The 26,887-nt window shown below is 60.8% G+C and carries 22 protein-coding genes; 7 read left to right on the forward strand and 15 right to left on the reverse strand.

Annotated elements, in window-relative coordinates; translation table 11 throughout:
* Positions 1–31: 31 nt before the first annotated feature.
* Complete coding sequence (locus A8C75_RS13245) at positions 32–268, forward strand: hypothetical protein (RefSeq protein WP_067383155.1); 237 nt, start codon at positions 32–34, stop codon at positions 266–268.
* A 212-nt stretch (positions 269–480) separates the two neighbouring features.
* On the opposite strand, the gene A8C75_RS13250 is transcribed toward A8C75_RS13245, so the two are convergent.
* Together A8C75_RS13250 and A8C75_RS13255 are read right to left on the reverse strand one after the other, a co-directional pair.
* Complete coding sequence (locus tag A8C75_RS13250; RefSeq protein ID WP_067383158.1) at positions 481–1,245, reverse strand: TSUP family transporter; 765 nt, start codon at positions 1,243–1,245, stop codon at positions 481–483.
* 186 nt (positions 1,246–1,431) lie between these two features.
* Complete coding sequence (locus A8C75_RS13255; RefSeq protein ID WP_067383160.1) at positions 1,432–3,441, reverse strand: DNA topoisomerase III; 2,010 nt, start codon at positions 3,439–3,441, stop codon at positions 1,432–1,434.
* A gap of 283 nt (positions 3,442–3,724) precedes the next feature.
* On the opposite strand from A8C75_RS13255, the gene A8C75_RS13260 reads away from it, so the two are divergent.
* Positions 3,725–5,044 (forward strand): Na+/H+ antiporter NhaC family protein, encoded by a 1,320-nt coding sequence (locus A8C75_RS13260; RefSeq protein ID WP_067383163.1) that lies wholly within the window; start codon positions 3,725–3,727, stop codon positions 5,042–5,044.
* A gap of 11 nt (positions 5,045–5,055) precedes the next feature.
* Here the strand turns inward: A8C75_RS13260 and A8C75_RS13265 are convergent, their stop codons facing one another.
* The 8 genes from A8C75_RS13265 to A8C75_RS13300 form a co-directional block, all read right to left on the reverse strand.
* On the reverse strand, positions 5,056–5,652 hold the full coding sequence (locus tag A8C75_RS13265; RefSeq protein WP_067383166.1) for an acyl carrier protein phosphodiesterase: 597 nt from the start codon (positions 5,650–5,652) through the stop codon (positions 5,056–5,058).
* A 6-nt stretch (positions 5,653–5,658) separates the two neighbouring features.
* Entirely contained in the window at positions 5,659–6,132 is a 474-nt protein-coding gene (locus A8C75_RS13270; RefSeq protein ID WP_067383169.1) for a hypothetical protein, read from the reverse strand.
* Between the two features lie 135 nt (positions 6,133–6,267).
* Entirely contained in the window at positions 6,268–6,912 is a 645-nt protein-coding gene (locus A8C75_RS13275; protein WP_067383172.1) for a flavin reductase family protein, read from the reverse strand.
* 131 nt (positions 6,913–7,043) lie between these two features.
* A complete protein-coding gene (locus tag A8C75_RS13280) occupies positions 7,044–8,093 on the reverse strand; it encodes an ABC transporter ATP-binding protein (RefSeq protein ID WP_227819913.1) in 1,050 nt (349 codons plus the stop codon).
* Complete coding sequence (locus A8C75_RS13285) at positions 8,090–9,202, reverse strand: ABC transporter ATP-binding protein (protein ID WP_067383175.1); 1,113 nt, start codon at positions 9,200–9,202, stop codon at positions 8,090–8,092. Before A8C75_RS13285 ends, A8C75_RS13280 begins: the two co-directional genes overlap by 4 nt.
* A 14-nt stretch (positions 9,203–9,216) precedes the next feature.
* On the reverse strand, positions 9,217–10,149 hold the full coding sequence (locus A8C75_RS13290) for an ABC transporter permease (RefSeq protein WP_227819914.1): 933 nt from the start codon (positions 10,147–10,149) through the stop codon (positions 9,217–9,219).
* Positions 10,150–10,206: 57 nt separating this feature from the next.
* Positions 10,207–11,193, reverse strand: a complete 987-nt coding sequence (locus A8C75_RS13295) for an ABC transporter permease (protein ID WP_067383180.1) — start codon at positions 11,191–11,193, stop codon at positions 10,207–10,209.
* A 68-nt stretch (positions 11,194–11,261) separates the two neighbouring features.
* Entirely contained in the window at positions 11,262–12,812 is a 1,551-nt protein-coding gene (locus A8C75_RS13300; RefSeq protein ID WP_084784063.1) for an ABC transporter substrate-binding protein, read from the reverse strand.
* A gap of 502 nt (positions 12,813–13,314) precedes the next feature.
* Here A8C75_RS13300 and A8C75_RS13305 point away from each other — a divergent pair.
* From A8C75_RS13305 to A8C75_RS13315, 3 genes are all read left to right on the forward strand, one after another.
* Positions 13,315–14,019, forward strand: coding sequence for a GntR family transcriptional regulator (locus A8C75_RS13305; protein WP_067383186.1), 705 nt, complete (start codon positions 13,315–13,317; stop codon positions 14,017–14,019).
* A 116-nt stretch (positions 14,020–14,135) separates the two neighbouring features.
* Positions 14,136–15,326: an amidohydrolase family protein gene (locus A8C75_RS13310; protein ID WP_067383189.1), complete on the forward strand. Its 1,191-nt coding sequence runs from the start codon at positions 14,136–14,138 to the stop codon at positions 15,324–15,326.
* 15 nt (positions 15,327–15,341) lie between these two features.
* Complete coding sequence (locus A8C75_RS13315) at positions 15,342–16,823, forward strand: amidohydrolase family protein (protein WP_067383192.1); 1,482 nt, start codon at positions 15,342–15,344, stop codon at positions 16,821–16,823.
* A gap of 36 nt (positions 16,824–16,859) precedes the next feature.
* On the opposite strand, the gene A8C75_RS13320 is transcribed toward A8C75_RS13315, so the two are convergent.
* Positions 16,860–18,716 carry a zeta toxin family protein gene (locus A8C75_RS13320; RefSeq protein WP_227819915.1) on the reverse strand — a complete coding sequence of 619 codons (1,857 nt, stop codon included), beginning with the start codon at positions 18,714–18,716 and terminating at the stop codon, positions 16,860–16,862.
* A 60-nt stretch (positions 18,717–18,776) separates the two neighbouring features.
* Positions 18,777–19,082 (reverse strand): putative quinol monooxygenase, encoded by a 306-nt coding sequence (locus tag A8C75_RS13325; protein ID WP_067383197.1) that lies wholly within the window; start codon positions 19,080–19,082, stop codon positions 18,777–18,779.
* A gap of 100 nt (positions 19,083–19,182) precedes the next feature.
* Here A8C75_RS13325 and A8C75_RS13330 point away from each other — a divergent pair, with 100 nt between their 5' ends.
* On the forward strand, positions 19,183–19,605 hold the full coding sequence (locus tag A8C75_RS13330; protein ID WP_067383200.1) for a VOC family protein: 423 nt from the start codon (positions 19,183–19,185) through the stop codon (positions 19,603–19,605).
* A gap of 167 nt (positions 19,606–19,772) precedes the next feature.
* Here the strand turns inward: A8C75_RS13330 and A8C75_RS13335 are convergent, their stop codons facing one another.
* Positions 19,773–21,110, reverse strand: a complete 1,338-nt coding sequence (locus tag A8C75_RS13335; protein ID WP_067383203.1) for a DEAD/DEAH box helicase — start codon at positions 21,108–21,110, stop codon at positions 19,773–19,775.
* A gap of 235 nt (positions 21,111–21,345) precedes the next feature.
* Between A8C75_RS13335 and A8C75_RS13340 the strand changes: the two genes are divergently transcribed.
* Positions 21,346–21,633, forward strand: a complete 288-nt coding sequence (locus A8C75_RS13340) for a helix-turn-helix domain-containing protein (RefSeq protein ID WP_067292016.1) — start codon at positions 21,346–21,348, stop codon at positions 21,631–21,633.
* A gap of 194 nt (positions 21,634–21,827) precedes the next feature.
* Here A8C75_RS13340 and A8C75_RS13345 read toward each other — a convergent pair whose 3' ends face one another.
* Positions 21,828–25,544, reverse strand: coding sequence for an SbcC/MukB-like Walker B domain-containing protein (locus A8C75_RS13345; RefSeq protein WP_067383206.1), 3,717 nt, complete (start codon positions 25,542–25,544; stop codon positions 21,828–21,830).
* Positions 25,532–26,833, reverse strand: coding sequence for an exonuclease subunit SbcD (sbcD, locus tag A8C75_RS13350; protein WP_067383209.1), 1,302 nt, complete (start codon positions 26,831–26,833; stop codon positions 25,532–25,534). Before sbcD ends, A8C75_RS13345 begins: the two co-directional genes overlap by 13 nt.
* Positions 26,834–26,887 lie beyond the last annotated feature (54 nt).

The raw sequence follows: 26,887 nt of genomic DNA on the forward strand, positions 1-26,887 counted from the left end.
CGGTCCTGAAAACCCAGTGACGGAGATATCTATGAACACTTTGTACCCGCACTATAATGCGCACATGAACTCAGCACTGAGCTACCCTGGCGGTCGTCGCGAAAGCGAAATCGAGTATATTTTCCGTATTGCCCGCGAAGCCGAAGCTGAGAAAAAAGCCGAACTGCGCGCTGCACGCATGCTGAAAATCAAAGCCTCGCTGCTGAACCTGCTGAGCAAGTTCCACTTCAGCCGTACCCCCAGCCTGCACGCCCTGCTCGGACGCTGAGCATGCAGTGCCAACGCCCGCTTGCAGCTCACCCTGGCCACAGGCTGAGCTGCAAGCGGCACAGGCGTCAATGCCAGCCGCCTTTCCCCTCTGACGACTCTGCCCACGCCCTAAAGCCAAACGCCAAAACGCCCAAAACGCCCAAAACATTCACAGCATCCCTTGCTCCCCCCGCTTAAAGACATCCCTTCTACGGCCGGCATTGAGCTGCGCTACAGAACTTCTTTCCAGATATAGCTGACTGCCATCAACAGGCACATGCCAACCACGAGCGGGCGAATAATCCGGCTGCCATGGCGAATCATGGTGTGGCTGCCAATCAGCGCGCCCAGAATCTGCCCCGCGATCATCGCCACACCCAGACTCCAGACCACCTTGCCACCTGCGATAAAGACCACCAGTGAAGCCACATTGCTGGCGCAGTTCATCACCTTGGCCGCTCCGGTAGCGCCCAGCAGGTTACGCCCGCGAAACCAGATCTTGCTGAAGGCGAAAAAGGACCCTGTGCCTGGCCCCAGAAAGCCGTCGTAAAACCCCACCAGCGGCGCAAGCGTCATGCTGTACAGGCGCCGGCTCATGCGCGCCGGCGTTTCCTCCAGCCCTGCGGTGGGCACCAGCAGGAAATAGAGCGCGATCACCACCAGTACCAGCGGAATCAGAAACATCAGAATGCCGGGATTAATAAACTGCACCAGCAGGGTCCCGAGTACCGAGCCCAGCAGACTCCCGACCACCATGCCACGCACATCCTCGAACCTGACGATTCCCCGGCGCAACATGGTCAGTGCCGCCGTCAGGCTACCAAAGGAGCTTTGCAGCTTGTTGGTGGCCAATGCCGCCACCGGCGGCACCTGGGCCAGCAACAGGGCCGGCAGCGTCAGCAGGCCACCGCCGCCTGCAATGGTGTCGATAAACCCCGCCAGCAGCGCAACACCAAACAGCGCCGCCAGCAACTCCGGTGACAAAACCAGATCCATGTAGTATTTCTCTCGCAAAATCGCTCAGAAACCATCTCGAACGGATGGGCCAGGTCCCGCACCAGCAACCCTGCCTTTGCAATGGGCTTTGGCGCGGCGCGCTGAACTCTACGCCTGCCCCAGGCCCCACACAACTGTCTGGTGCCCGCTTGTAGCAAAAACAGGAGTGAACTCTGGCAGACAGGCTTAGCTAGTCTTGCTGGCTGATTTTGCGGGGCTGCGCCGCTTGGCCGGAGCCTTGCGGGCGGACGTTGCAGACGCGCTCTTGCGGGGCGCTTTACGAGCGGCACCGCTCGCCGTACTCGTCTTGCGTCGACCACGCCCGGGGGTGGCGCTGCGAACGCCCTGCAGCCCCTGGGGTAACGTATTGCTGGCCGTCTGAATGAGTTCACCCAGTGCAGTCACCAGCGCCCCCATGAAGTCGCCGTAACTACCCTCACGCTGGCAGATGGCCTCCAGGCGCGCCTCCCACTGCGCCGTCATGTCCGGCAGTGTGGTTTGCCGCGGCAGGCTGTCGATCAGGCCACAACCTGCGGCCGTGGCGTGAATCGCCTTGCCACGACGTTCCAGAAATCCGCGCCTGAACAGTAGCTCGATAATACCGGCGCGAGTCGCTTCTGTACCCAGACCGTCGGTATCCTTCAGAATCTGGCGGATTGAGCGGTCTTCCACGAAACGGGCGATACCGGTCATGGCGGCCAGCAGGGTCGCATCGGTAAAGTGTTTGGGTGGCTGGGTCATCTTTTCCACCAGCTCCCCACGCTCACATTGCAAGACCTGACCCACACTGAGCGCGGGCAGCAGTTGCGTCGCCTCATCACCGGCGGGCTCCTGACGCCCAAAGAACGGTTTCCAGCCCGGCACTATGACTTCTCGGGCCTGGGTGCGAAAGCGCCCGCCGGCGATATCGATTTCCACCCGGGTTTCAAAATACTCGAAGTCAGGCAGAAACTGCCCCACATACTGGCGCGCGATCAGTTCGTACAGCTGTTTCTCCCGCCCCTGCAACCCGCTTGCAGCCTGCTTCTTCTCGGTCGGTATGATGGCATGGTGCGCATCTACCTTGCTGTCATTCCAGGCCTGGCTCTTGCGCCGGCTGTCCGTGGCCGCCAGTGCATCTTTCAGCGCTTCACTATTGTGACCAATGGCACCCAGCACCTGAGGCGCGCGCGCCAGATGTTCCAGCGGCAGATGGCGGCTGTCAGAGCGGGGATAGGTAATCAGCTTGTGCTTTTCGTACAGGCTCTGGCAGATATCCAGGGTTTCCTTGGCACTGAAACCAAAGCGTTTGGCGGCATCAATCTGCAGGCTGGAAAGGCTATAGGGCAAGGGCGCCGCCTGGCGACGACGTTTCTGCTCGACCTCAAGCACGGTGCCGGGCTGCCCGCTGATGCGTTGAACCACATTTTCGGCCAACGGCCTGGACAGCACCCGCCCGTCTTCGTCCTGATAGGGTGCACAGGCCTCGCTGGGCTGCCACTTGGCATGGAAGGCTTCCTGCGCAGCCGTCAGCAGATGCGCGCGTACCTCATAAAACGGCTTGGGTACAAAGGCGGCAATCGCCTGATCCCGGCGCACCACCAGCCCCAGCAACGGTGTCTGTACCCGGCCGACCGACAGCACGCCGTCGTACCCCACCTTGCGCCCCTGAATGGTGTAGGCACGGGTCATATTGAGCCCGTAGAGCCAGTCTGCCCGGGAGCGGGCCAGAGCCGAGGTGGACAGCGGTACAAATTCCCGGTTGGGTCTCAGACGCTGCAGTGCCCGCCGCACGGCGTCAGGATTCAGGTCGCTGATCAGACAGCGCTGCACCGCCGCACGCTTGGCATCCTTGACGCCCAGGTACTCGATAACCTCATCCACCAGCAACTGGCCTTCGCGGTCCGGGTCACCGGCGTGTATCAGCTGATCCGCCTCCTTGACGAGCTTGCGCAGTACTGTCAGTTGCTTGCGGGTCTTGGGCTTGGGCGTCAACTGCCACTGCTGCGGCAGTATGGGCAAATGCTCGAGGCGCCACTGCTTGAACGCCGGATCATAGGCATCGGGCTCGGCCTGCTCCAGCAGATGGCCGATACACCAGCTGACGGTATCGCCATTACCGGCGCGAATATAACCGTCGCCTTTTTGATGCGGCCTGGGCAATACATCGGCAATGGCGCGGCCGAGGCTGGGTTTTTCTGCGATATAAAGAATCATGGCGTCGATAACTGTATAAATAGACAGTCATATTAGCCGCAAGCCCTGCCCGGCGCCAGTGTCATACAAGGGACTGTAGTTATATAAAAGCAATCAGTAAGAACTTATTAGAATATAACCAGACAATCTTTAGTCGCGCGCAGTGCTATCCGTATAATGCCGCGCTTGCCGTCAGAATCATCCGCGCAGTCGCACTGCAGTGAACCTGACCACTAAGGCGTTTTACCCCAGCGCCCTGTTATTTATCCGTCGCCTACCCGGCGGCACACCCTTGGAGACTGCGATGCAACCCAGAGCGATCGCCCTGCTACCCCTGCTGCTGTTCCTGACACTCTTTATTGGCAGCGGTCTGTACTACCAGGCACAGGACACCGACTTTGCCTTCTACCAGATTTCAGCACCGGTGGCGATCCTGCCCGCCATAGTGCTGGCCCTGCTGCTCGGGCGCGGTGCGCTCAATAGCCGCATCGAGACCTTTATCAAGGGCGTGGGCGACAGCACCATCATCACCATGTGCATTATTTACCTGCTGGCCGGTGCCTTTGCCAGCGTCGCCAAGGCCGTGGGCGGTGTGGATGCCACCGTGAATTTCGGTCTCAGCGTGGTGCCTGAATCCCTGGTGCTGCCGGGACTCTTTGTGATTACCGCCTTTGTCGCCACCTCCATGGGGACTTCCATGGGCACCATCGCCGCCATCGCACCTGTGGCCGTGGGTCTGTCCGAGGCCACCGACCTACCGCTGACGCTCACCGTGGGTACCGTGATTGGTGGCGCCATGTTTGGTGACAACCTGTCAATCATCTCCGACACCACCATCGCCGCCACCCGCTCCCAGGGCTGCGAGATGCGTGACAAGTTTCGCCTCAACTTCATGATTGCGGTTCCGGCGGCCCTCGTAACCCTGGTGGTACTTTACCTGCAGGGTAGCGGCGGCAGCATCAATGCCCCGCAAGACTATGACCTGATCAAGGTGCTGCCCTATGTGGCGGTGCTGGTACTGGCGGTCATGGGGCTGAACGTCATGCTGGTGCTGCTCAGCGGCATAGTGCTGGCGGGCCTGGTCGGCCTGATCCAAATTGCCGACTACAGCCTGGCCAGGCTCTCGGCCGACATCTACGCGGGTTATGGCAGCATGCAGGAGATCCTGATTCTGTCACTGCTGATTGGTGGCCTGGGTGCCCTGATGAAACACCAGGGCGGACTGGAATTCCTTGCTCGCCTGATCGATCGGCTGGCCCGGGGCAGTCAGCGTCGCAGCGGTGAAATCAGCATCGCCGCCAGCGTGGTACTGGCCAATCTCGCGACCGCCAACAATACCGTAGCGATCATTCTCAGCGGCTCACTGGCACGGGACATTGCCCAGCGCCACGGGGTGGACCCAAGGCGCAGCGCCAGCCTGATGGATATATTCTCCTGCGTGGTCCAGGGCCTGCTGCCCTACGGCGCCCAGGTCCTGCTGGCAGGCTCCATAGCTGCGCTGTCGCCGCTCGAGCTGATTGGCAGCATCTATTATTGCTGGCTGCTGGGCATCGCCGCGATTATCGCCATCATTGCCAGCCTGCCGCGTCTGCTGGCACAGACCTCGGCTCTGCCCCAGGCCTGAAAGCCGGGCCTTTAGCCCTCGACCTTTCCGGCTCGTTCAGGCTGCTGCACCCAGTGCAGCAGCTGCGGATAAAAACACAGAAACGCCGCTTCGAGCGCCCCATAGTGGCGCTCAACCTCTTCTGCTGCACCATAGAGCGCGGTACGCCGACTCAGGCGCCCGGCGATGGAATCCAGCGCCCGATCGATCACCTCCAGCCGCTGGTAACTCAGCAACCAGTCGTATTCCCGCATGCGCTCGAAACGCGCCCGTGCAAGGGCCGGCATCATGTGCGCTTCGGGTGCCATGGTTGCGTAAACGGCGCGGCTAAAGTCAGCCAGGGGGTCAGCGTGAAATGACGCCCAGTGGCGCGCCAGGAAGTGATCGAACGCCATATCCACGATAATGCCGGCAAATCGGCGCCGCGGCGTCTCGATCAGCGCCAGGGTACGCAGTACATCAGGGTGCTGGTCGGTAAAGGCATCGACGCTGCGGTGCAGCCGAATCCCCTCGGCGATCGCCTGGGGCCAGGCATCCAGCGCTGCCCCCTTGACTGCATCACCGAGATAATTGCCGGTCAGCGAGCTGCCCGCCAGGGTGGCGAGGTGAAAGTGGGCCAGATAGTTCATATCGCCTCAGCGACTCTGCCGACGCGCCAGCACACGAGCCGCCGCATGCAGGGTCACACCCGCGAAGAGCGCGATCACCGCCGGCAAGGTATAGGGCAGCTCAGGCCCGCTATTCACCGGCTCATCAAAGATGGCCAGCAACAGCAGCGCAGGCGCCAGCAACAGCAGCAGCGATCCGGTCCATTGCAGCCCACGAGCCAGGGGAAGATTCAGCACACTGAGGTAACAGCCCAGCTGCACATTGAGCAGGGCCGCACAGAGCAGATAGATATGATTGGCGCGATACAACATGCTGTACACCTGAAGCGTATCGCCACGGTCTGGCAACTCCAGGTAGAGATAAAGCCCGGTCAGCAGGAACGCCAGCAGGCCCAGCAAACCGACGGTCAGGTGCAGGCAGCGCAGCAAGATCTTGCTACGATCCGCCTGTCCGGCGCGGGCATAAGGTTTGGTATCAATGGCAGATCGGGATTGGGACATGGAATTGAATGTAGCATGCCCGACGGGGTTAGGGCAGCCCCCACGGCTGGTCCGCTGTGCCAATGCCCGCCGCCCAGCGGCACTGTGCGCTCAGGAGCACCGGGCACAGAGCCCATACCCTCATGACGGGCGCCATCAGGCCTGATTGATCCGTCGCTCGCAACTGTTGAGCCACTCTTCATAGCTGACTCTCGGTAACTGGAACTGATCCCGCGTCGAGGTGTAGGTATCGGCGTGCATGCGGGAGATCGGGCAGTAGGCCGGTGAGCGCACATGCAGCCGCTCAGCATCGATATACTGATCCTGCACGTGCATGTTCACCACTTCACCAAAGATAATCGAGCGGTTGGGGTATTCCACACTGCGCTCCAGGCGGCACTCAAATGCCACCGGCGCCTCGAGAATACGCCCCGGCATCACCTGACTGCTGTCGGCGCAGGTCAGCTGCGAGGCCTCCAGTTCGTCCACCTCCGGCGGAAAATCAATCGACGAGACAATCATCTGGCGAGCAATGCTCTCGTCTACCATATTGACGACAAATTCGCCGGTTGCATGAATATTGCGCGTCGTATCCTTGGGGCTACCGCCGGGCTTGTGCTGAATGCCCAGAATCAGCAGCGGCGGCTCGTCACTGAACACATTGAAAAAGCTGATGGGGGCGGCATTGTTGACCCCGTCGGGACAACGGCTGGTCACCAGCGCGATGGGGCGCGGTACAACAAAGCTCACCAGCAGCTTGTATTTTTCCTGCTTGCTCAGGCGCGTAAAATCAAATTCCATCATGAATCTCCAGACGGGCCCTGTGCCCGCGTGCTGCATTGTCAATCCCGGCGCGAACAAGGACCCGCCAGCGCTAAGGAGCCGGCGGGCCAACGCGGCACCGGAGGTACAACCTGGTAAGGGGTGTGGCGTCAGATGCGCCCTTCCTCTACTGCGTGGCAGGCCACCTGACCACCACCGTCTGTGGCGATGGTGGCCGGGCGCTCTGAGGTGCAGCGCGCATTGGCGTGGGGGCAGCGCGGGTGAAAGGTGCAGCCACTGGGCGGTGAAATCGGGCTGGGCACTTCGCCACTCACCGGCGTACGCGCCCGCCCGCTCATGTCCAGATCCGGAATGGCATCCAGCAGCATGCGTGTATAGGGGTGACGCGGGTTACGCAGCAGCTCGGCGGAAGGTGCCTGCTCCACCATGGCGCCCAGATACATGACCCCGACGCGATCGGAGATATGAAAGACCACCGCCAGGTCGTGGCTGATAAACATATAGGTCAGGCGATACTGGCGCTGCAGGTCGCGCATCAGATTGAGAATCTGCGCCTGCACCGACACATCCAGCGCCGAGGTCGGCTCATCGCAGACGATAAAGTCCGGATTACTCGCCAGGGCGCGGGCAATGGAGATGCGCTGGCGCTGCCCGCCGCTGAACTCATGGGGGTACTTGTCGCCGTCCGCCGGCATCAGGCCCACCTGGGTCAGCAGTTCGGCTACTCGCGCGTCCACCTCGGCCGCGGTTTTCATCAAACCGAACACCCGGATCGGCTCGGCGATGATTTTTTTGACCCGCCAGCGCGGGTTGAAGCTGGCGTAGGGGTCCTGAAAAATCATCTGCATGCGGCTGCGCAGCGGTGCCATCTGCTTGCGACTCAGCGGGCCTATATCCACACCCTCGAATTCGATGCTGCCGCTGCTGGGCGCATAGAGCCCAACCGCCAGGCGCGCCGCCGTCGACTTGCCACAACCCGACTCGCCCACCAGGCCAAAGGTTTCGCCCTTGTGGATTTCGAAATCGATGCCATCCACCGCCCGCAGGAACTGCCGTGGCCTGCGCTCCAGCACCCGGTTGAGCCAGGGCGGCGACACATCGAAGTGCCGCTTGAGGTTACGCACCCGCAGGATCGGCTCCGCCGCCGCTTTGTCGGTGGCCATTGTCACGGGGTCTTGCGCTACATGTGCGTTCATCATTCCACCTCCTGCCCGCAGGCCTGTACGGACTTCTTTACCGCAGAGCGGCTTCCATCCGCCTGATGTCTGGCGCGCTGCGCCAGCGCCACCTCCGCAAACAGCTGATCGGGATCGGTGGCGGGATCCACGCCATCCCACAGCCAGCAGGCCACCTCACCCTGTCCGGCATGAGCAAACTCGGGCTTTTCCTCACGGCAGCGCGCCGTGGCATAGGGGCAACGCGGGTTAAAGGCGCAGCCTTTGGGAATATGGCTCAGACGCGGCATGGCGCCGTCGATCTGCACCAGGTGCTCCACCTCCTCCCCCAGCTTTGGAATGGATCCCATCAGGCCGCGGGTATAGGGGTGGCGCGCATGCTTGATCACCTCCTGCACCGGGCCGACTTCCACCAGCCGGCCGGCGTACATGACCGCCACCCGATCGCAGGTTTCAGCGATAACCCCCATATCGTGGGTCACCAGCATCACCGCAGACCCATGCTCGCGGCACAGGGTCTTGAGCAGATCGATGATCTGGGCCTGCACCGACACATCCAGCGCCGTGGTCGGCTCATCGGCAATCACGAGCTTGGGATCGACGCAGAGCGCCAGCGCGATCACCACCCGCTGGCGCATGCCACCGGAAAACTGATGCGGGTACTGATCGATGCGCTGCTCCGGCGCCGGTATCCCCACCTGGGTCAGCATCTCGATGGCCCGCGCCCGGGCCTGGCGCGGCGTGAGATCCGTGTGGGTGCGAATGGTCTCGATCAGCTGGCGGCCGACGCTGTACAGCGGATTGAGACTGGTGAGCGGATCCTGAAAAATGGAGCCTATCTGCTTGCCGCGCAGCTTGCGCATGGCCTCGCTCGGCAGGTTATCAATGCGCTGGCCGTTAAAGTGAATCTCGCCACCGGCAATACGCCCCGGGCGCTCCAGCAAGCCGGTAATGGCGGTACCGGTGAGGGATTTACCCGCACCGGACTCCCCCACCACACCCAGAATTTCACCGGCGTTGAGGCTCAGGGATATACCGTCGATGGCCGTGAGAGTGCCGCGCCTGGTCGGAAACTCGATACGCAGGCCTTTGACTTCAAGCAGGGCGCCGTTAGTGCTCTTGTTGTTATTCATGTTCAGCTCTCCTCTCAGCGCAATTTCGGGTTCAGCGCATCGCGCAGCCAGTCACCCAGCAGGTTGACCGCCAGTACCAGCAGCGCCAGCGTCAGCGACGGGAAGATCACCACCCACCAGATACCGGAGAACAGGAACTCGTTGCCGATACGGATCAGGGTGCCCAGCGACGGCTCGGTCGGCGGCATGCCCACGCCCAGGAACGACAGCATGGCCTCGGTCAGAATCGCCAGGCCCAGGTTGATGGTGGCGATAACCAGCACCGGCCCCAGCACATTGGGCAGCACATGGCGGATCATGATCAGCAGCGGATGCAGCCCGATCACCTTGGCCGCCTGCACATATTCCTTGGATTTCTCCACCATGGTGGAGCCACGCACGGTGCGGGCGTACTGCACCCAGCTGGTCAGGGCGATGGCCAGCACCAGCACATAGAGGGCCGACTCGTGCATCACCTCCTGGGGCAGAAAGCTCAGGGCGATACCGTTGATCAGCAGCGCCACCAGGATGGCCGGGAAGCTCAGGATCATGTCGGCCACACGCATGATGAAGGCATCCACCACGCCACCGAGAAAACCGCTCAAAAGCCCCAGGCTCACGCCAATGATCATGGCCACGAAGACCCCGGCAAACCCCACCACCAGGGACACCCTCAGGCCGTAGAGCATGGACGAGAGCACATCGCGGCCCTGGCTGTCGGTCCCCAGCAGGAAGCGGGCATCACCGCCCTCCAGCCACATCGGCGGCAGTTCGCTGTCCATCAGGTCCAGGGTGGCGACATCAAACGGATTGTGCGGTGCGATCCAGGGCGCAAACAGCGCCGCCAGTATCATCACTACCGTCACCAGGGTGGCGATCACGGTAATGCGCGAGCCCTTGAAGCTGTAGAACAGATCGCTGTCCAGAAAGCGGTGCCAGTCGTCGCGCATAGTCATTAAACGTTGCATGGTGCTTGCCCTCCACGCGTTGAAACAAGGCGATGGGTACTTGTCATGGCGAGGTTCCTAGTGTGAATTGGCGGTGCCGCGATCGGCGCACAGGCGCGGATCCAGCATGAAATACAGCATGTCGACGATCATGTTGATCACAACAAAGATCAGCGACACCAGCAGCAGATAGGCGGACATCACCGGGATATCCACGAAGCTCACCGCCTGAATAAACAGGAAGCCCATGCCGGGCCACTGGAATACGGTTTCGGTAATGATGGCGAAAGCAATCATGGCACCGAGCTGCAGACCGATAATGGTGATCACCGGCATCAGGGTATTTTTCAGCGCATGGCCAAAGTTGACGGCACGGTTGCTCAAGCCCCGAGCCCGCGCAAAACGGATGTAGTCGGTGCGCAGCACCTCCATCATCTCGGCCCGCACCAGTCGCATGATCAGCGTGACCTGGAACAGCCCCAGCATGATGCCCGGCAGAATCAGCGATTTCAGGCCGCTGATTGTCAGCAGACCGGTACTCCACCAGCCGATGTTCACCACCTCGCCACGCCCAAAGGAGGGTAGCCAGTTAAGGGTCACAGAGAAGGTCAGGATCAGCAGGATGCCGGTCACAAAAGTGGGCAAGGATATGCCGATCAGCGAGAGCGTCTGGAACACATGACTGAGCCAGCTATGGGGCTTTAGCGCCGAATAGACGCCCATAGGCACGCCCACCAGCAGCGAGATGACAAAAGCCACCGCCACCAGTTCCAGCGTAGCGGGCATGCGCTCGGCAATCAGATCCGACACCGGACGCTGGTTGCGGTAAGAAATACCGAAATCACCCTGGGCGGCCTGCACCACAAAGGTGGAAAACTGCACATAGAGCGGTTCGCTCAGCCCAAGACTGTCGCGCAGCTGTTCGCGCTCCTCGACTGAGGCGTCCTGGGAGATCATGTTGGTGACCGGATCACCAACGAAACGGAACATACTGAAGGCCAGCAAGGCCACGGCCAGCATCACCAGCAACGATTGCCCCAGCCGACGGATTAAAAAACTAAGCATGGGAATGACTCCTGCGGATAACGGATAAGAGTGAGCAGACGGCCGACCCCGAGGGCCGGCCGCGACTATCAGTTAACCTTTGTATACCACAGGCGTGGTGTGTCATCCGGCGTCTGCGGCAGCGTGATACCTTCACGGATGCCCCAGGACAACGGCTGCTGATGCAACGGGATCACCGCCACCTCATCGCGTGCTATTTCCAGCGTTTCCGCCAGCATGGCACGACGCTTGGGCTCATCGAGTTCGCCGGAAATCTGATCGATCAGGCTGTCGATACGGGCATTGGAATAGCCACCCGGGTTCCAGGTGCCCAGTTTGTCGGCCGGTGTCGCCAGGAAACCTGCCAGGGCACTGAAAGTATCCAGCATCGGCAGGGTCGCCCAGCCAAACATATAGATGTCCGAGCCGCCGCCAAGCATTTTCTGGAAGTGGTTGCCCTTGCTCTGGGCAGTCAGGTTGGCCTTGATGCCAACGCGGGCCCACATGGACACCACCGCCTGACAGATTTCCTCGTCATTTACATAACGATCATTGGTGCAGTCGAGCCCAACCCTGAAACCATTCGGATAGCCGGCATCCGCCAGCAGCGCCTTGGCCGCTTCTGGGTCGAACGGGAAGCGCTGATTAAGCGCGGCGTCGTAGCCCGGCACTTCCGGCGCCACCACCAGGGCTGAATTGCGGGAATTGCCGCGCATCACCTTTTTCTGGATCAGCTCCATATTGATGGCCTGATAGAGCGCCTTGCGCACCCGCACATCCTTGAGCGGATTCTTGCCTTTGATATCGGAATCGTGCAGCTGGTCGTCACGCTGATTCATGCCAAACATAATGGTACGCAGCGAGGGCGCCTGCAGCACCTTGACGCCTGCGGTGGCATTGATGCGATTGACATCCTGCAGCGGCGCCGGGTACATCAGATCAATCTCGCCGGACAGCAGGGCGGCCACGCGGGTCGCATCGGAGGAGATGGGGGTGAACTCGATACGGGTCAGGTTATGCTGCGGCGTATCCCACCACTTGGGATTGACCGCCAGCACGGTTTTGGCATCGGGCTGGCGACTTTCAAGGGTGAAGGGGCCGGTACCGTTGGCATGGGTGGTGGCGTAGCTCTCCTCACCCTTGCGCAGATCAATGGCCTGGAGCGCATTGTTCTCGGTCATCCATTCCTTGTCGAAGATATACACCGTGGTCAGATAGTTCAGCAGCAGCGGATCGGCCGTGCTCAACACTATCTCGACGCTCAGCTCGCCCACCTTGCGGGCATCCACCACCGTCGGCACATTGACGCGGATCGGCGCATTGGGATCTATGGCTCGCTTGATCGAGGCCACCACATCATCGGCGCTCAAGCTATTGCCATTATGGAAGCTGACCCCCTCGCGCAGCTCAAAGCGCCAGACGTTGGGCTCAACCAGCTTCCAACTCGTGGCCAGGGCCGGCTCCAGCTGGAGGTCGGCGCTGTAACGCACCAGCGGCTCGTAAATATGGTGCAGAAAACCCAGGGTATTACTTTCGGTCACCGAATAGGGATCCAGCGACGCTATATCCGAGGCTTCGGCCATGCGCAGGGTGTTCGCCTGCGACGCCATCGCCGCGCCTAGACCCAGAGTTACGGTCATTGCTACACAAAGCAGTTTTCTTCGCATTATTATTCTCTCGTAGCTGCTGCTCTTACCGTCAAGGTTCCACCGGAATTGTCACCTTTGACTCTGCGACAAATCCGGCACCAGAGGTTAACGATCAAATATTTTTTCGTTAACGATCCTGCATTCAATACATACCACCCCGTGGTGACTGTCAAGTAAAAATATTTAACCTTGCTTGACTCGCCAGTCAGCTTACGGGCGCATATCTCCGCAATTCAGCTACTTGGAAGCCCCGCAGATTCTCTGGCTGCGCTTGATATAATTTCACTCAGGCAGGATTAGGCGCCCCAGCGGGGTAGTCGGGACACAAGTCCGATTTTTCGTTAACGATTATCTATTGCATCGTTAGCACAAGCGCGCTAGCCTAGTTTTCAGTGTCCCGACGCAGGCCCATAGCTGCACGCCTGACGGGACTGCACAGAAAGCATCCTCTGTGCTGTACTGATGATCATTTTTACAGAATGAGAAACCTGCCATGGGCACCGACAAGACGTCCGTAAACAATCAGCTTGATGCGGCTTACCAGCGCGTTTGGGGGGCCATTGTTTCCCACAAGCTGCTACCCGGAACCAGGCTCAAGGAAGACGACCTCTGCGACACCTTCGATATCAGCCGGGGTAATGTTCGCAAGCTGTTGCAGCAACTGGCCCATCATCACCTGGTCACGCTGATACCCAACAGCGGCGCCTTCGTGGCGAGACCCAGTCGCGAAGAGGCACTGGAAGTGTTCAAGACCCGCCGCCTGGTGGAGTTAGAGATGGTGCGCGAACTGGCACGCAAGTGCAGCGCCCAGGACCGGCAGATGCTGGAGAAACACGTCCATCGCGAACATGAAGCCCACAGCAGCGGCGACAAGAGCCTGCGCATCCGGTTGTCGGGGGAATTCCACCTGCTGATAGGCGCCCTCGCCGAGCGCCCGGTGCTGTATCAGTTTTTGCACGAAATCATTTCCCGCGCCTCGCTTATAGTCGCGCTGTACCAGCGCTCCCACTCGGCCAATGGCCGCAGCGCCGGTGACCGGGCCTGCTCCGAGCATCATGACCTGATCGATGCCATCGCCGCGCACCGCGTCGAACAGGCGGTTGCCGTTATGGAGCAACACCTGCAGGAACTCGAAAACCAGCTCGACCTGGACCCACCCCTGGAACAGCACGTCGACCTGAGAAAAGTATTCGCCTGACCCCGGCAGCAGCGGCAATAGCCGCTGCCATCTGACCGATACAACCCCGCCAGACCCTGCCTTGCACGGTCCCGGGCTGCCTTTGCCTTTTTTTCGTGATGGGAGCTAATACAACAATGCATAACAACAGCCTGCTGATCCGAAATGTACGCCCGTTGGGCAGAAACGCCACCGACCTGCTGATACGCAACGGCAAAATAGCCGCCCAGGGAACAGGCCTTGATGCTGCCGAGACAGAGGTTATCAATGGCGCCGGCCAACTGCTGCTACCGGGCCTGGTCGACGCCCACACCCATATCGACAAAACCTTCTGGGGACAACCCTGGCAGCGCCACCAGGCGGGCCCGCGCCTTATCGACAAGATCGAGAACGAACGCCGCCTGCGCCGCGAGCTCAACCTCAGCGCCGAGGTACAGTCCGCCAACCAGATCCGCCAGGCCATCCGCATGGGCACCACCCATATCCGTACCCACGTGGATGTGGACACCGAGATAGGCCTGTCGAGTATCGAAGCGGTACTGGCCAGCAAGGAAACCTTTGGCGACAGCATGACCCTGCAGCTGGTGGCCTTTCCCCAGAGCGGCCTGATGATTCGCCCCGGCACAAGAGAGCTGCTGGAAGCGGCCATAGACGCCGGCGCGGACCTTGTGGGCGGCATCGACCCCGGCGCCATTGACCGTGACCCCGCCGGTCACCTGGACTGCATCTTTGATATCGCCGAGCGCAAGCAGGTGGGTATCGATATTCACCTGCACGAAGCCGACCAGCTGGGGGCAACCTCCATCGAGCTGATCCTGGAGCGCACCCGGGCGCTGGGCATGCAGGGCAAGGTCACCATCAGCCACGCCTTTTGCCTGGGCATGCTGCCCGACGCCCAGCTGGGCGAGCTGATCACCCAGTTCCAGGCGCTGGATATCACCATCATGACCCATGGCCCTGGCCATATCGCCTTCCCGCCGATCAAGCGGTTGTACGAGGCCGGCGTAAAAATCTGCGCGGGTTCGGACGGCATCCGTGATGCCTGGGGCCCCTACGGCAATGCGGACATGCTGGAGCGTGCCATGCTGATGGGCTTTCGCAGCAATTACCGCCAGGATGACGAGCTGGAAATGATCCTGGATATCTGCAGCTTTGGTGGCGCCCGGGTGATGGGTGAGAAAAACTACGGCCTGGACACCGGCTGCAGCGCCGACTTCGTGCTGGTGGACGCCCAAACCCCCACCCACGCCATCGTCAGCCGCCCGCCGCGCAGCCTGGTCTGCAAGGCCGGCCGCATTGTTGCCCGCAACGGCGAATGCCTGGTCTGAACGAGGAGCCCTGCCATGAGTACCACCCGCATTACCGGCCGCTACGTTATCGGCTTCGATGGCACCGGCCACCGCCTGCTGGAAAACGGCGAAGTGGTCTATCAGGATGACCGCATTATCTTCTGCGGTTTCGGCTATGGCGGCCAGGTCGATCACGAGATCGACGCCGGCAACGCCATCGTCGGCCCCGGCTTTATCGATCTGGATGCGCTGGCGGACCTGGACTCCACCGTGCTGGCATTTGACAACGGCCCGGCCTGGCGCTGTGGCCGCGTCTGGGCCAGCAGCTACGTCGAGCAGGGCCCGCGGGAAGTGTATGACCGCAACGACGAAGATTTCATGAAGCGCTATGCCTATGCCCAGTTACTGCACAACGGCATCACTACAGCCTTGCCTATCACCTCCCTGCTGTACCGCGAATGGGCCGAAACCCACGACGAATTTGCCCGCGCCAGCGACATCGCCGCCGAGATGGGCCTGCGCGTCTATCTGGGGCCGGCCTACCGCACCGGTCTGTCAATGATCCGCCCGGACGGGCGCTTTGACATGCACTGGGATGAAGCTCGCGGTCTGCAGGGGCTCGACGATGCCATCCGCTTTGCGCAGGACTACGACAACAGCCACAAGGGCCTGGTACGCGCCATGCTAGCCCCCGATCGTATCGAAGGCTGCACCCAGGAATTACTGGAGCGCACCCGCGACGCGAGCGCTGCGCTGCAATGCCCGGTACGGCTGCACTGCTGCCAGTCACAGCTGGAAGTGGATACCATGGAGCAGCGTTTTGGCACCTCGTCGCTGGCGCTGCTGCAGGAGATTGGCTTCCTGGGCCCGCGCACCCTGCTGCCCCACGGCCTCTTTCTGGGGGGCGCCCAGGCGCGACGCGAGAACATCGAACAGGAACTGGACAGCCTGCGGGACTCCGGCAGCACCCTGGTGCACTGCCCCATCGTCTTCGGGCGCAGTGGCAAGGCGCTGAACAGCTTCAGCCGCCTGCGCCAGCGCGGCATCAATATTGGCCTGGGCACCGATACCTTCCCGGCGGACCTGATCCGCAACATGCACGCAGGCGTGATGCTGAACAGGGTGCAGGAGGATAACGCCCAGGCGGTGAGCGCCGCCGACTTCTATAACGCCGCCACCCTCGATGGCGCCCGCGCCCTGGGGCGTGAGGACCTTGGCCGCCTGGCACCCGGCGCCAAGGCCGATATCACTGTATTCGACCTGTCGGGTTTTCACCTTGGCCAGCGTGTCGACCCCATCCAGACCATGGTCATGAACGGCAGCGGCAGCGACTTCAAAACCGTGATCGTCGATGGCCGCATCCGGGTGGAGGATTACCGCATCGAAGGAGTGCCCTACGCCGACTGGCACCGGCGCGCCCAGGACCAGTACGACCGCCTGCGCGCCAGCTACCCGGAACGCACGCACCTGCATCCACCGGTTGAGGACATTTTCACCCCCAGCTTTGCACCGCTGCGTGCGGGTGAAGACCAGTAAGACCTGAGATGCAGCCGGCAGTGTCCGGCTGCGGGGTCAGGCGTCGTTTTGTGCCAGGGCCGAGCCAGCACCTGAAACGTCCAGCCCCAGACTCTCAATCACTGTCGGCGCCATCGAAAGAAAAATTTCATGTATCTCGGGGTCGGACAATTTTTCTATCATTAGTCGGGGACTGACAACCTCAAACTCCCCTGACGTTACTCGCAGATAAGTGCCGTTGGTTGTCTCGTCAATAAAATTGATCACAGGGATGTTACTGATGCATTTCATTAAAAACCCCATGTTGTTATTGACGGACAATGCCCCGTTGTCAGGATAAACGTCTTCGGATGACTTGGCCTTTATATTGATTTTCTGATAGCGCTCAATATCGATAAATGCCAGGGCATTGAAAATGGTCATTTCCTGTTGATTACCGAAGGCAATGGTCTTGGGATAGGTTCCCTTGGACACACTGTTATCCAGGAACTCGTATTTGAAAACCGGTTTGCGGCACGCCAGCCATTTGAAGAACAGTTTCGGCATACCGACATAGGCTTCGGCGCTGTGACCGAGAAAGTCCTCCACGGCTTTGTAGCGCCCGACTTTTAAACCCCTCTCCCAGCCCCTGGCAACAGTTTCTTCCGGCGGCGTTATGACGAAAAACATGAGCATCGTATCGACATAACTGGCATAGGTGCTGTGCAGTATTCGCGATATGCTTTCCGTTGAAAAGCTATCGAAGCGAAAGCGGTCGACCAGCAGGTGGGGGATGGAAGCATCCCGTTTCGCCTTGTCGCGGATATAGTAGTCGAGTTTGCGATCGATGATCGCCACCTCCTTGCTGGTCAGCCGCCCGGCATACTTGTACGCCTCCCCCAGCGCGTCGTAGTCCAGCAGGAAGCGCCGCCAGATATCGGGACTGATGGTGGCATAGCCACCCGGTTGAATGCCATGCTCGCCCATGATTTTCTGCAGCCTGGCGCGCAGGGAGCTTTTGCCCGCAGCGGATGCCCCTTTCAGGCTGATCAGCACCGGTTTTTCTGCCGGGGTGGTTGGCGTCAGCCCGAGTTGCTCAATCGCCCGCTCAATCATAGGCGCTATCTGGTGGCCAAGAACCAGGCTGCCATAGCGGTTGCACACATGGTTTGTGACCAGCCGTACCAGATACTCCATATCCGAGCCGACAAAACCGCTGGTACCCGCGATAGAGCCGAGAACGCGATAAAGACTTCTGTAGACAGCCCTGGCAAGGGGATCCTGCTCGACGAGGCCCTTCTGCTTGAAGCCGGCGATGATGCGATACTGTTTTTCCTGGGTGGATTCCTGGATCAGGGCGCCGGGCCTGGGCTTGGGCTTTAGAAAAAAATGAAGCACAGCGAAGCGTTTTCTGGGCTCTTTGGCCGGGGCCGGCGCAAAGAGTGAAGCTGTCAGCTCCTGGTGTACCCGGGCTTCGACTTGCTGGCGTAATTCGGCGTGCGCCTGCGTAATCGATTCCAGATTAGGATGGATATAACCGATATAAATCTTCTCGGCAATCTCGCGAAAGTGTATGCCCAGACCGACTTCGTCCTCCCCCTCCAACGCCACTATATCAGCAGTGACTCGCACCAGTAGCTCATGCACCACCAGGCGCTCAGGCCTGAAGGCGACTAATTCGTCCTGTGCGAGCCCAACCTGCTGTGCAATTTCTGCCACATCGGCAAGTCGAGTGAAGACATTCTCCGGCCGATGGAGGGTTTCAAGGGGTCGGTATTCAACCGGAAGATCTGCTTCAAGACCGGGATTCCACGCTGAATATTCGGTGCTTTTCATAAATAGAGCCCGGCTCAACAAAGTCGAATAACTTTTACCACAGCTCCCTATCTTACAACAGCAAGCGTGCCCGCCAATCACTCGGCAAAGGCGGCCCATCGGAAACCTTCACGCCGGCACACAGAAAACGCTGCCAAACCCTGTTGAAGTCACACTGATCTAGCCCCGCGGTGGAAAGAAGCCCGCCACATCGGCCCGCAGTACCTGCTGACGCTCGATCAGGGCATTGATCTGTTCGCGGTCACGCAGGTAGTGCGGCGTTTCCTTGTGGGCCTGCAGGGCCTGCGGGCTCTCGTATACCTCGTACAGATACACCCGGTTGTCCTGCTCCCGATCCAGCAGCACATCAAAGGTATGGCAGCCTGGCTCCCGTTCCACCGACGCCCGGGCGTTCTCAGCGATCAGCTCCAGGTAGCGGGCCTTGGCACCGGGCTTGAGGTCGACACTGATAAAAATACAGTACATGGGGATCTCCGATTGTAAGTGTTCGCAATAATTATTATGTTATGTACACAATTTACAAATACTTTAATTACAAACCCTACTCAAAACAAGGAGAGCCCCAATGAGCAGCCGGCCAAACGCCCTCAACGGCATGCGCCATATCGCCTTTACGGTGGAAAACCTGGAAGAAGTGGAGCGCTTTTACGTTGAACTGCTGGGCATGCAGGTACTGCACCGTCCGCACCAGAATCTGGTCTATCTGACGCTGGGCAACGACAATCTGTCACTGAGTCGTGGCAGCGCAAGTGAACGTGCAAGCGGGCCGCAACGGCTGGATCATTTCGGCTTTATCTGTGACCAGCCCGACGATGTGGACGCCTGGGCGGACTACCTGGCACAACAGGGTGTTGAGATCCTCGCCCGCCCCCACAACCACAGCAATGACCCCGGGGTGCGCAGCTTCTATTGCCAGGACCCCGCCGGCAACACCGTGCAGCCGATCTATCACCCGGCGGTGTCGGGCCAGCGCCTGGTCAAGCCCTGACAAGATCCTGAGGATACCGAGAGCCAGGCCAGGTCCTGCAAGAGAGCACTCGGGACAACTGCCTCGGAAACGACACTGCCGACCCGCCATGATCAATGCACAGGGCAAGGATCACAGGGGGCCGGCAGCGGGATGGCACCCGAGGGTGCCGCTACAGCGCGTGTCGGTTAGGCCGGCGTGCTGCGACGGGGACGACGGCGACGCGACGGTGCCGCTTCATTACCGCTGGCACGGCGAGGCTGATCGCCGCCCGCAGGTTTGGCGCGACCCTGACCGCCGCCACGACGCTGACCATTGCCACTTTTGGCGGCTCTTGGTGCAGCAGCCGGTGCTTCAGGCTGGGGCACATAGTTGGCGGCGCTGGCCTGCAGCATGTCCAGATCCACCGCAGGCGCGGGCTGGACATCGAACTTCTGGCGCAACAGACGCTCAATGGCGCGGAATTCCTTTTCTTCGTCACGGCTGATCAGAGACACAGCCTCGCCACTGGCACCGGCACGACCGGTACGGCCAATACGGTGCACGTAGTCCGCCGGAACGTTCGGCAGCTCGTAGTTCACCACATGGGGCAGATGGTCGATATCCAGACCACGGGCCGCGATATCAGTGGCCACGAGCACCCGCACCAGACCGCCCTTGAAGTCGGACAGCGCACGAGTACGGGCATTCTGACTCTTGTTGCCATGAATGGCCACGGCACTGATACCGTTGCGTTCAAGCTGCTGACTCAGACGATTGGCACCGTGCTTGGTACGGGAGAACACCAGTACCTGGGACCAGTTGCCAGCCAGAATCATGTGCGCCAGCACCGTCATCTTCTCGGTTTTTTCCACTGCATGAAAACGCTGTTCGATCTTGTGCGCCGTAACATTGCGCGACACTTCGATGCTGGTGGGGTTGTGCAGTATATCGCTGGTCAGGCGACGAATTTCCGGCGAAAAAGTCGCCGAGAACATCAGGTTCTGACGTTTCTTGGGCAACAGTTTCAGGATGCGCTTGATGTCATGGATAAAGCCCATGTCCAGCATGCGGTCGGCTTCGTCGAGCACCAGTATCTGGACGTGGGACAGATCAACGCACCCCTGCCCCTGCAGATCCAGCAGGCGGCCCGGTGTCGCCACCAGAATATCGACGCCGCGGCGCAGCAGATCTTTCTGCGGATTGATGCTGACACCACCGAAGACGATGGCCGAGCGCAACGGCAGATGACGACCGTAGGTGCTGACGCTCTCACCTACCTGGGCGGCAAGTTCGCGGGTGGGGGTCAGTACCAGCGCACGCAGCTGGTGGCCGTCCGGTGGACGGTGTTCGGATAACAGTTGCAGCATTGGCAGGGTAAAACCGGCGGTTTTACCGGTACCGGTCTGGGCGGCAGCCAGCAAGTCGCGGCCTTCCAGTACAACCGGAATTGCCTGGGCCTGAATTGGGGATGGGGTATCGTACCCCTGCTCTTGCACAGCACGCAGCAGTGCGTCGGAAAGTCCGAGAGAGGAAAAAGCAGTCATGAATGTCCGTAATGTGGAATCGGTCGGCAGGCCCTGACGTGTTGTTCATACGGCACCGGCCCAGGATACAGCTAAGCGGCGCAGCTTACCGTAAAGCCCCCCCGGGTGCGAGTACTATTCAACACCGTGGATGATGTGCCACGCATCAGCCTGAAAGCCTTGCCGCGCCTGAAAATGGTCAGACTGCGTGCGTTGGACTAGGCTGATTGCAGTTACGTACGAGAGGAACCGGCACATGACCCGCAGATCTCAACGCGCGTTCTTCCGCAAAATCTATCTGGCATGGCTGATAGATAATGGCCGACACAACCTGCGCACCCTGCAGGAAAAAACCGGCATGCCAAGACGCACCCTGCAGGACAGCCTCAAGGACCTCGAAGATATCGGCATTCGCTGCATCTTTGAACAGAGCAATGGCGAGCGCAATAACTGCGGTCTCTACCGGGTCATGGATTGGGGCCCTATCAGGCGCAGCTGGGTGCGCAGCAACTTACTACTCCTCAAAGAGGAACTGGAGCAATAACAATCAGGGTAAATGAGGCTCGATGGATTAGGGGCAGCCGGATACAGACGACGCTGGACCACACTGACCTGCATTTGTTTACAGCAGCGCTGGAACAGCCATCTGCCCAGCGCGCCCTGATAGTCCCAAACGCGGTCAGCCTCCTCCAGGCTGAGACCCTAAATTCCTACCCCTGAGGCACGGCAAAGCGGTGACTAGGCCGGCGCAAACGCAAAGCGCGCGTCCAGTCGGCTGCACCCCAGACCATTGCCCTTGCGCACCCTGACCTGCACCGGAATGCGCTCTTTGAGCGCCTCCACATGGGAAATCACGCCTATCATCTTGCCGCTGGCATTCAGGCTGTCCAGTGCATTGAGCGCCGTATCCAGCGTATCCGCATCCAGGGTGCCAAAGCCCTCATCCAGAAACAGCGAATCGATACTGGTACGGTGGCTCACCAGGTCCGACAACGCCAGTGCCAGTGCCAGACTCACCAGAAAGCTTTCGCCACCGGACAGGGTGCGCGTATCGCGCAGTGCATCGGCCTGCCAGCTATCGATCACTTCCAGCTCCAGCTCATCGCCGCTCTTGCGCTGCAGGCGGTAACGGCCATCAAGACGCCCGAGCTGACGGTTGGCCAGGTAGATCAGATGATCCAGCGTCAGTCCCTGGGCAAAGCGGCGAAAGCGGTCACCCTTCTGCGAGCCGATCAGGCTCGAAAGCTGCGCCCAGGTATCATAATTCGCCTGCTGCGCCTCGATCCCCTGCAACAGCGCCCGCTGTGCCTGACGCAGGCGCGCATCCTGCTCCAACTGCTGCATCAGGGCGCCCCGGCGCTGCACCAGCGTCTGCAGTTGTTCAGTCACCGCCGCCCGTGCCCTTTGCACGGCAGCCTGATCCAGCACCGCAAATGGCTGCTGTTCGAGCTCTGCCAGGCGCGTGCACGCCTGCAGCAGCAGGGTCTGCGCCCGGGACAGGTCACCGTCCAGCGTCTGGCGCAGCGCCTGCAACTCACGCCGCGCGTGCGGCTCCAGCAAGGCCTCAATATAACCGGCCTCATCGGCGAAAGGACTGGCCTCAAGCGCCTCTAGCCAGGCAGGCGCGGAGCGCTCAAGCTGTGCCCTCTGCTGGATCTCGCGCTGCTGCAGGGCTTCAAGACTGCCGCGCAGCCCGTCCACGCTTTTTTGTGCTGCCGCCAGCGCGGTAGCCGCCTGCTGCCAGCACGTATCGGCCTGTTGCAGCCGCTGCTGCTGCTGCGTGCGAATCTGTGCGACCGCGCGGCCTTCAAACAGCATCGAGCGCTGCGCAGCAAGCGCCTCGCCCTGCTGCGTCCAGTCGCGCTGCTGCGCGAGATTCGCCGCCTGCTGTTGCTGCAGCAATGCAAGATCACGCCCCAGCACCTCAAGCCGGGCCTCAAGCTGTTCGCAGTTGCGCGTATTATCGGCGCTGCGGCTGTGCATCCGCTGATAATCGGCCCAGTACTGCGCCTTCTGTTCCAGCCAGGTTGCCTGCATGTCCGCTGCGGGCAACGCACTTTCGCCAAGAGTCTCTTGCAGCGCGCTGTGCAGCGACTGCTCCAGCGCTGTCAGCGCATCCTGCTGCGCCTGCACTTCAGCAGCCGTCTGTTCCTGCTGTTGCTGCAGTGTTTGCAGCTCGTGGGTCTGCATGTCCAACTGATGACTCTGGCTGGCCAGCAGGCTGTCGGTCTGCACCCTTTCGTCGCGCAGGCGTTGCAGCGCCTGATCCAGTTCACGCAGCTGCGACAGAGTCATCTCACATTCGGCCAACTGGGCGCCAAGGCGCTGTACGCACTGGGTAATACCGGCGCTATCGGTCAGTTGCAGCCGGATCTCGGCCCCCTGCTGCGCACTGGCGCTAAAGGCATCGAACAGACTCTCGATCAACGGCTGCGCCTCGTTGTGCAGGCTGGATTGCTCGGCGCCGTCCTGAATGCTTTGCTGCTGCAGCTCATTGAGACCGGCCTGCAGTGTCGCGGTGGCGGCGGCCATCTTCTGGCCATCCAGCTGCAGCTGCTCCAACTGCAGTTTCTTGGCCTCGTAACGCTGGCGCGTCTCGGACAGCTGCGGCTGGCGGTAATCGGAAATATAGGGATGCTGCTGCGAGCCACAGAGTGGGCAGGCTTCGTCAGGCTGCAGAGCGTCGCGATAGGCACTCAGATCGCTGATGCGCTGTTCCTGCGCCAGCAGCTGTTCCAGATCATCGCGGTGCTGTTTGCAATCGCTGTATTGCTGCCGTGCAGCCACGAGCACGGCCTGCTGCGTTTCAAGCTCGGCACGGCGCTGGCCGAGCAGCGCAGTGCGCGATTTCAGCGCCGTTTCCAAAGCCTGGAAACGCCGCCCCAGACCGTCGAGCCGATCCAGGGTTCGTGCTGCGCCCTGTAATGATTTGCGCGACTGCTCCAGCTGCGCCGGGATGCGGGAGGCCAACAGCGTTTCCCTCTGCCCGCCTAACGCCTGCGCTTGCTGCTGCAGCTGCTGCATGCGTTCGCGGTTCTGAAGCTGCCCCGCCTGCAATGCCGGCAACTCCCGCGCAAGCCTTGCCTGGCCCCTAGCCAGACCCTGCTGACGCTGCCTCATATCATTCAGCTGCTGTAACAGACGCCCGCGCTGGGCGAAGCGCTCCTGCCACAGTGGCAGCTGTTCGCCCAGGCGCGCAGCGGCCTGATTCTTTTGCAGGTAATCCTGTGCCTGATCGCGCTCAAGCTGCGCCTGCTTGAGGTTCTCCGCCAGACCCTCGTGCTGATCCCCCAACTCGGTAAAGCTTTGGGACTGAGCCCCCAGCGTGGTCGCCAGCTCGCGCTGACGTTCGGCCAGCTGCGCCATGCGGTTATCCAGCGGCATAACCTCTTCCAGCAGGCGGATTTCGGTAGCTTCGCGCTCCTGCCGCACGCCATCAAGCTGTTGGCGGGCCTGCTGCTGCACGGCCTGCTGAGCATCCAGCTGCTGCTGCGCCTGCAGCAGCAGCTGCTCATCCTGCCTGCGGGCCGCTAAAAGCTCGCGCGCCTGAGTAAGATCCGCCTGCCACTGCTGGTGCAGCGGTCGCAGATCCAGCGCTGGCAGGCAAGCGTCCAGCCGCGCCAGCTGCACCGCCTCGCGCTCGAGGGCCTGCTGTGCCCTCGTCTGCTCGGCCTCGGCCTGCAGCTGGGCACTGCGTGCCTGGCCCAGTGCTTCAAGCCCCTGTATTTCCTGCTGTAACCGAATGTCATCGGCCTGCAACTGACGGTGCTGCGCGCTTAGTTCAGTCTGCTCGACATCCAGTGCCGCCAGGCTTGCCTGATCCAGCAGCTCAACGGCGCCGGCGCGGGCCTGCAACACCCGCAGGGCCTCTTCCTCACTGCGCTTGCGCTCAAACGCAAGGCGCGATATTTCACCGTAAATTTCGGTACCGGTCAGCTCTTCCAGCAGCTCAGCCCTTTCGTTGGGGCTGGCATTCAGAAAGGCGGCAAAGCCGCCCTGGGCCAGCATCATCGACTTGGTAAAGCGGGCAAAATCGAGGCCTGTAAGTTCACTTACCAGGTTGAGCTTTTCACCGATACGGGTACTCAGTAGCTCACCGTCTGCTCGGGCCAGTTCCACCTGGGGCGCCTGCAGCTTGCCATCCGGCTGATTACGGGCGCGACGCTGGGACCAGAAGGCCCGGTATTCCTCGCCGCGCACCTCGAATTCCACCTCCGCCAGGCAGTCGGCGGTATGGCGCGTCATCAGCTCATTACTGCCCGCCGACACATTCAGCCGCGGCGTAGCGTGGTAGAGCGCCAGACAGATGGCATCCAGCAAGGTGGTTTTGCCAGCACCCGTCGGGCCGGTAATCGCAAAGAGACCGTTATCCCGAAATTCGGACGCACGAAAATCCAGTTTCCATTCGCCCTTGAGGGAATTGATGTTTTTCAGCCTCAGACTCAGGATTCGCATGTGGCTGACTCCCCGTCCTGCAGCTGTGTCAGCAGCGAATCAAAGGCCTCGCCCAGGCGCGCCCGGGAGCCGTCATCCAGGCTTTCCTCAATACTTAAGCGACGCTCAAACACCTCACGCACAGACAACTCCTGCAGGGTTTCGCGACTGTCCCGCGTCAGCGCAATGCTGCTGGCACTGCGCTGGCGCCGGATACGCAGCACCTCGACCGGCAAGCCCTCTACCAGCTGCTGCACCCGCGGTTGCAGGTCGCTGAGGTAATCGTCACCGCGCACTTCAATCTCGAGCCAGGCAGCGGGGCCACTTGGGGGCTGGTTGTCATCGCAGACCTGCCCGAACGCCTGTTGCAGCTGGGTTTCGAGTTCTTTAAGAGTACCGCTGAAACTATGCATGGGCTGCCAGCCGGGCACCGGCAGCGGCGTGACCTCCGCCAGGGCACCGTCGTCGAAATCCACCCGCAGCACCTGCTTGCTGCCGCGGCTTTCATCAAAGCTCAGGGCAATGGGCGAGCCGCTGTAACGAATATGGGACGCGCCCCCCACGGCCTGGGCACGGTGCAGATGCCCCAGAGCGATGTAGTCGGCTGGCGGAAATGCACCCGCCGGATAGGCCTCAAGCGTACCTATGTAAAGCTCACGCACGGACTCGGACAGCTGACCGCCGACGCAGGTCAGATGCCCGGTGGCAATAATCGGCAACGCACAGGGATCGCCCGCCTGCTGCCCTTCCTGTGCCTCTTGCACTTGCAACTGCAACGCCTCCCTGACACCACAGGCCGCGTCATAGATAACGGTATAATGACGACCAATAGCATCGCTCAGGGCCTGGCGCTTGTGCTGCGTGCTCTCGCCGGCATGGCTTTCAATGAGATCCCGCGGGCGCAGGTAAGGGATGGCACAGAGCACAGCCCCAGGCGAGCCATCGCGACGCTGCAGCACTATGACCTGATCGGCGGGGTCCGCCGTGACTCCGCCCACTACCGTCGTACCCAGGCAGGCCAGCAGCTCGCGGGACTCATGCAGGGTCGAGACAGAGTCATGGTTGCCGCCCAGGATCACCAGCTGGCAGCCGGTAAGGCGCAGGTCGGCAATAAACTGGTTGTAGAGCTTGCGGGCATAGCTCGGCGGTGTACCTGTATCAAACAGATCGCCGGCAACAATGAGCGCATCCACCTGATGTGCCTGCACCTGTTCGATCAGCCAGGTCAGAAAGGCCCGGTGTTCGGCTTCGCGGCTCTTGCCCATGAAATGCTGCCCGAGATGCCAGTCCGAGCTGTGAAGTATTCGCATTGATAATCCTGATCCTAGTGTACTGTTGCACGCTATATGAAGCTTATAACGGCC

The sequence above is a fragment of the Marinobacterium aestuarii genome (assembly GCF_001651805.1).
GTDB classification, from domain to species: Bacteria; Pseudomonadota; Gammaproteobacteria; order Pseudomonadales; family Balneatricaceae; genus Marinobacterium_A; species Marinobacterium_A aestuarii.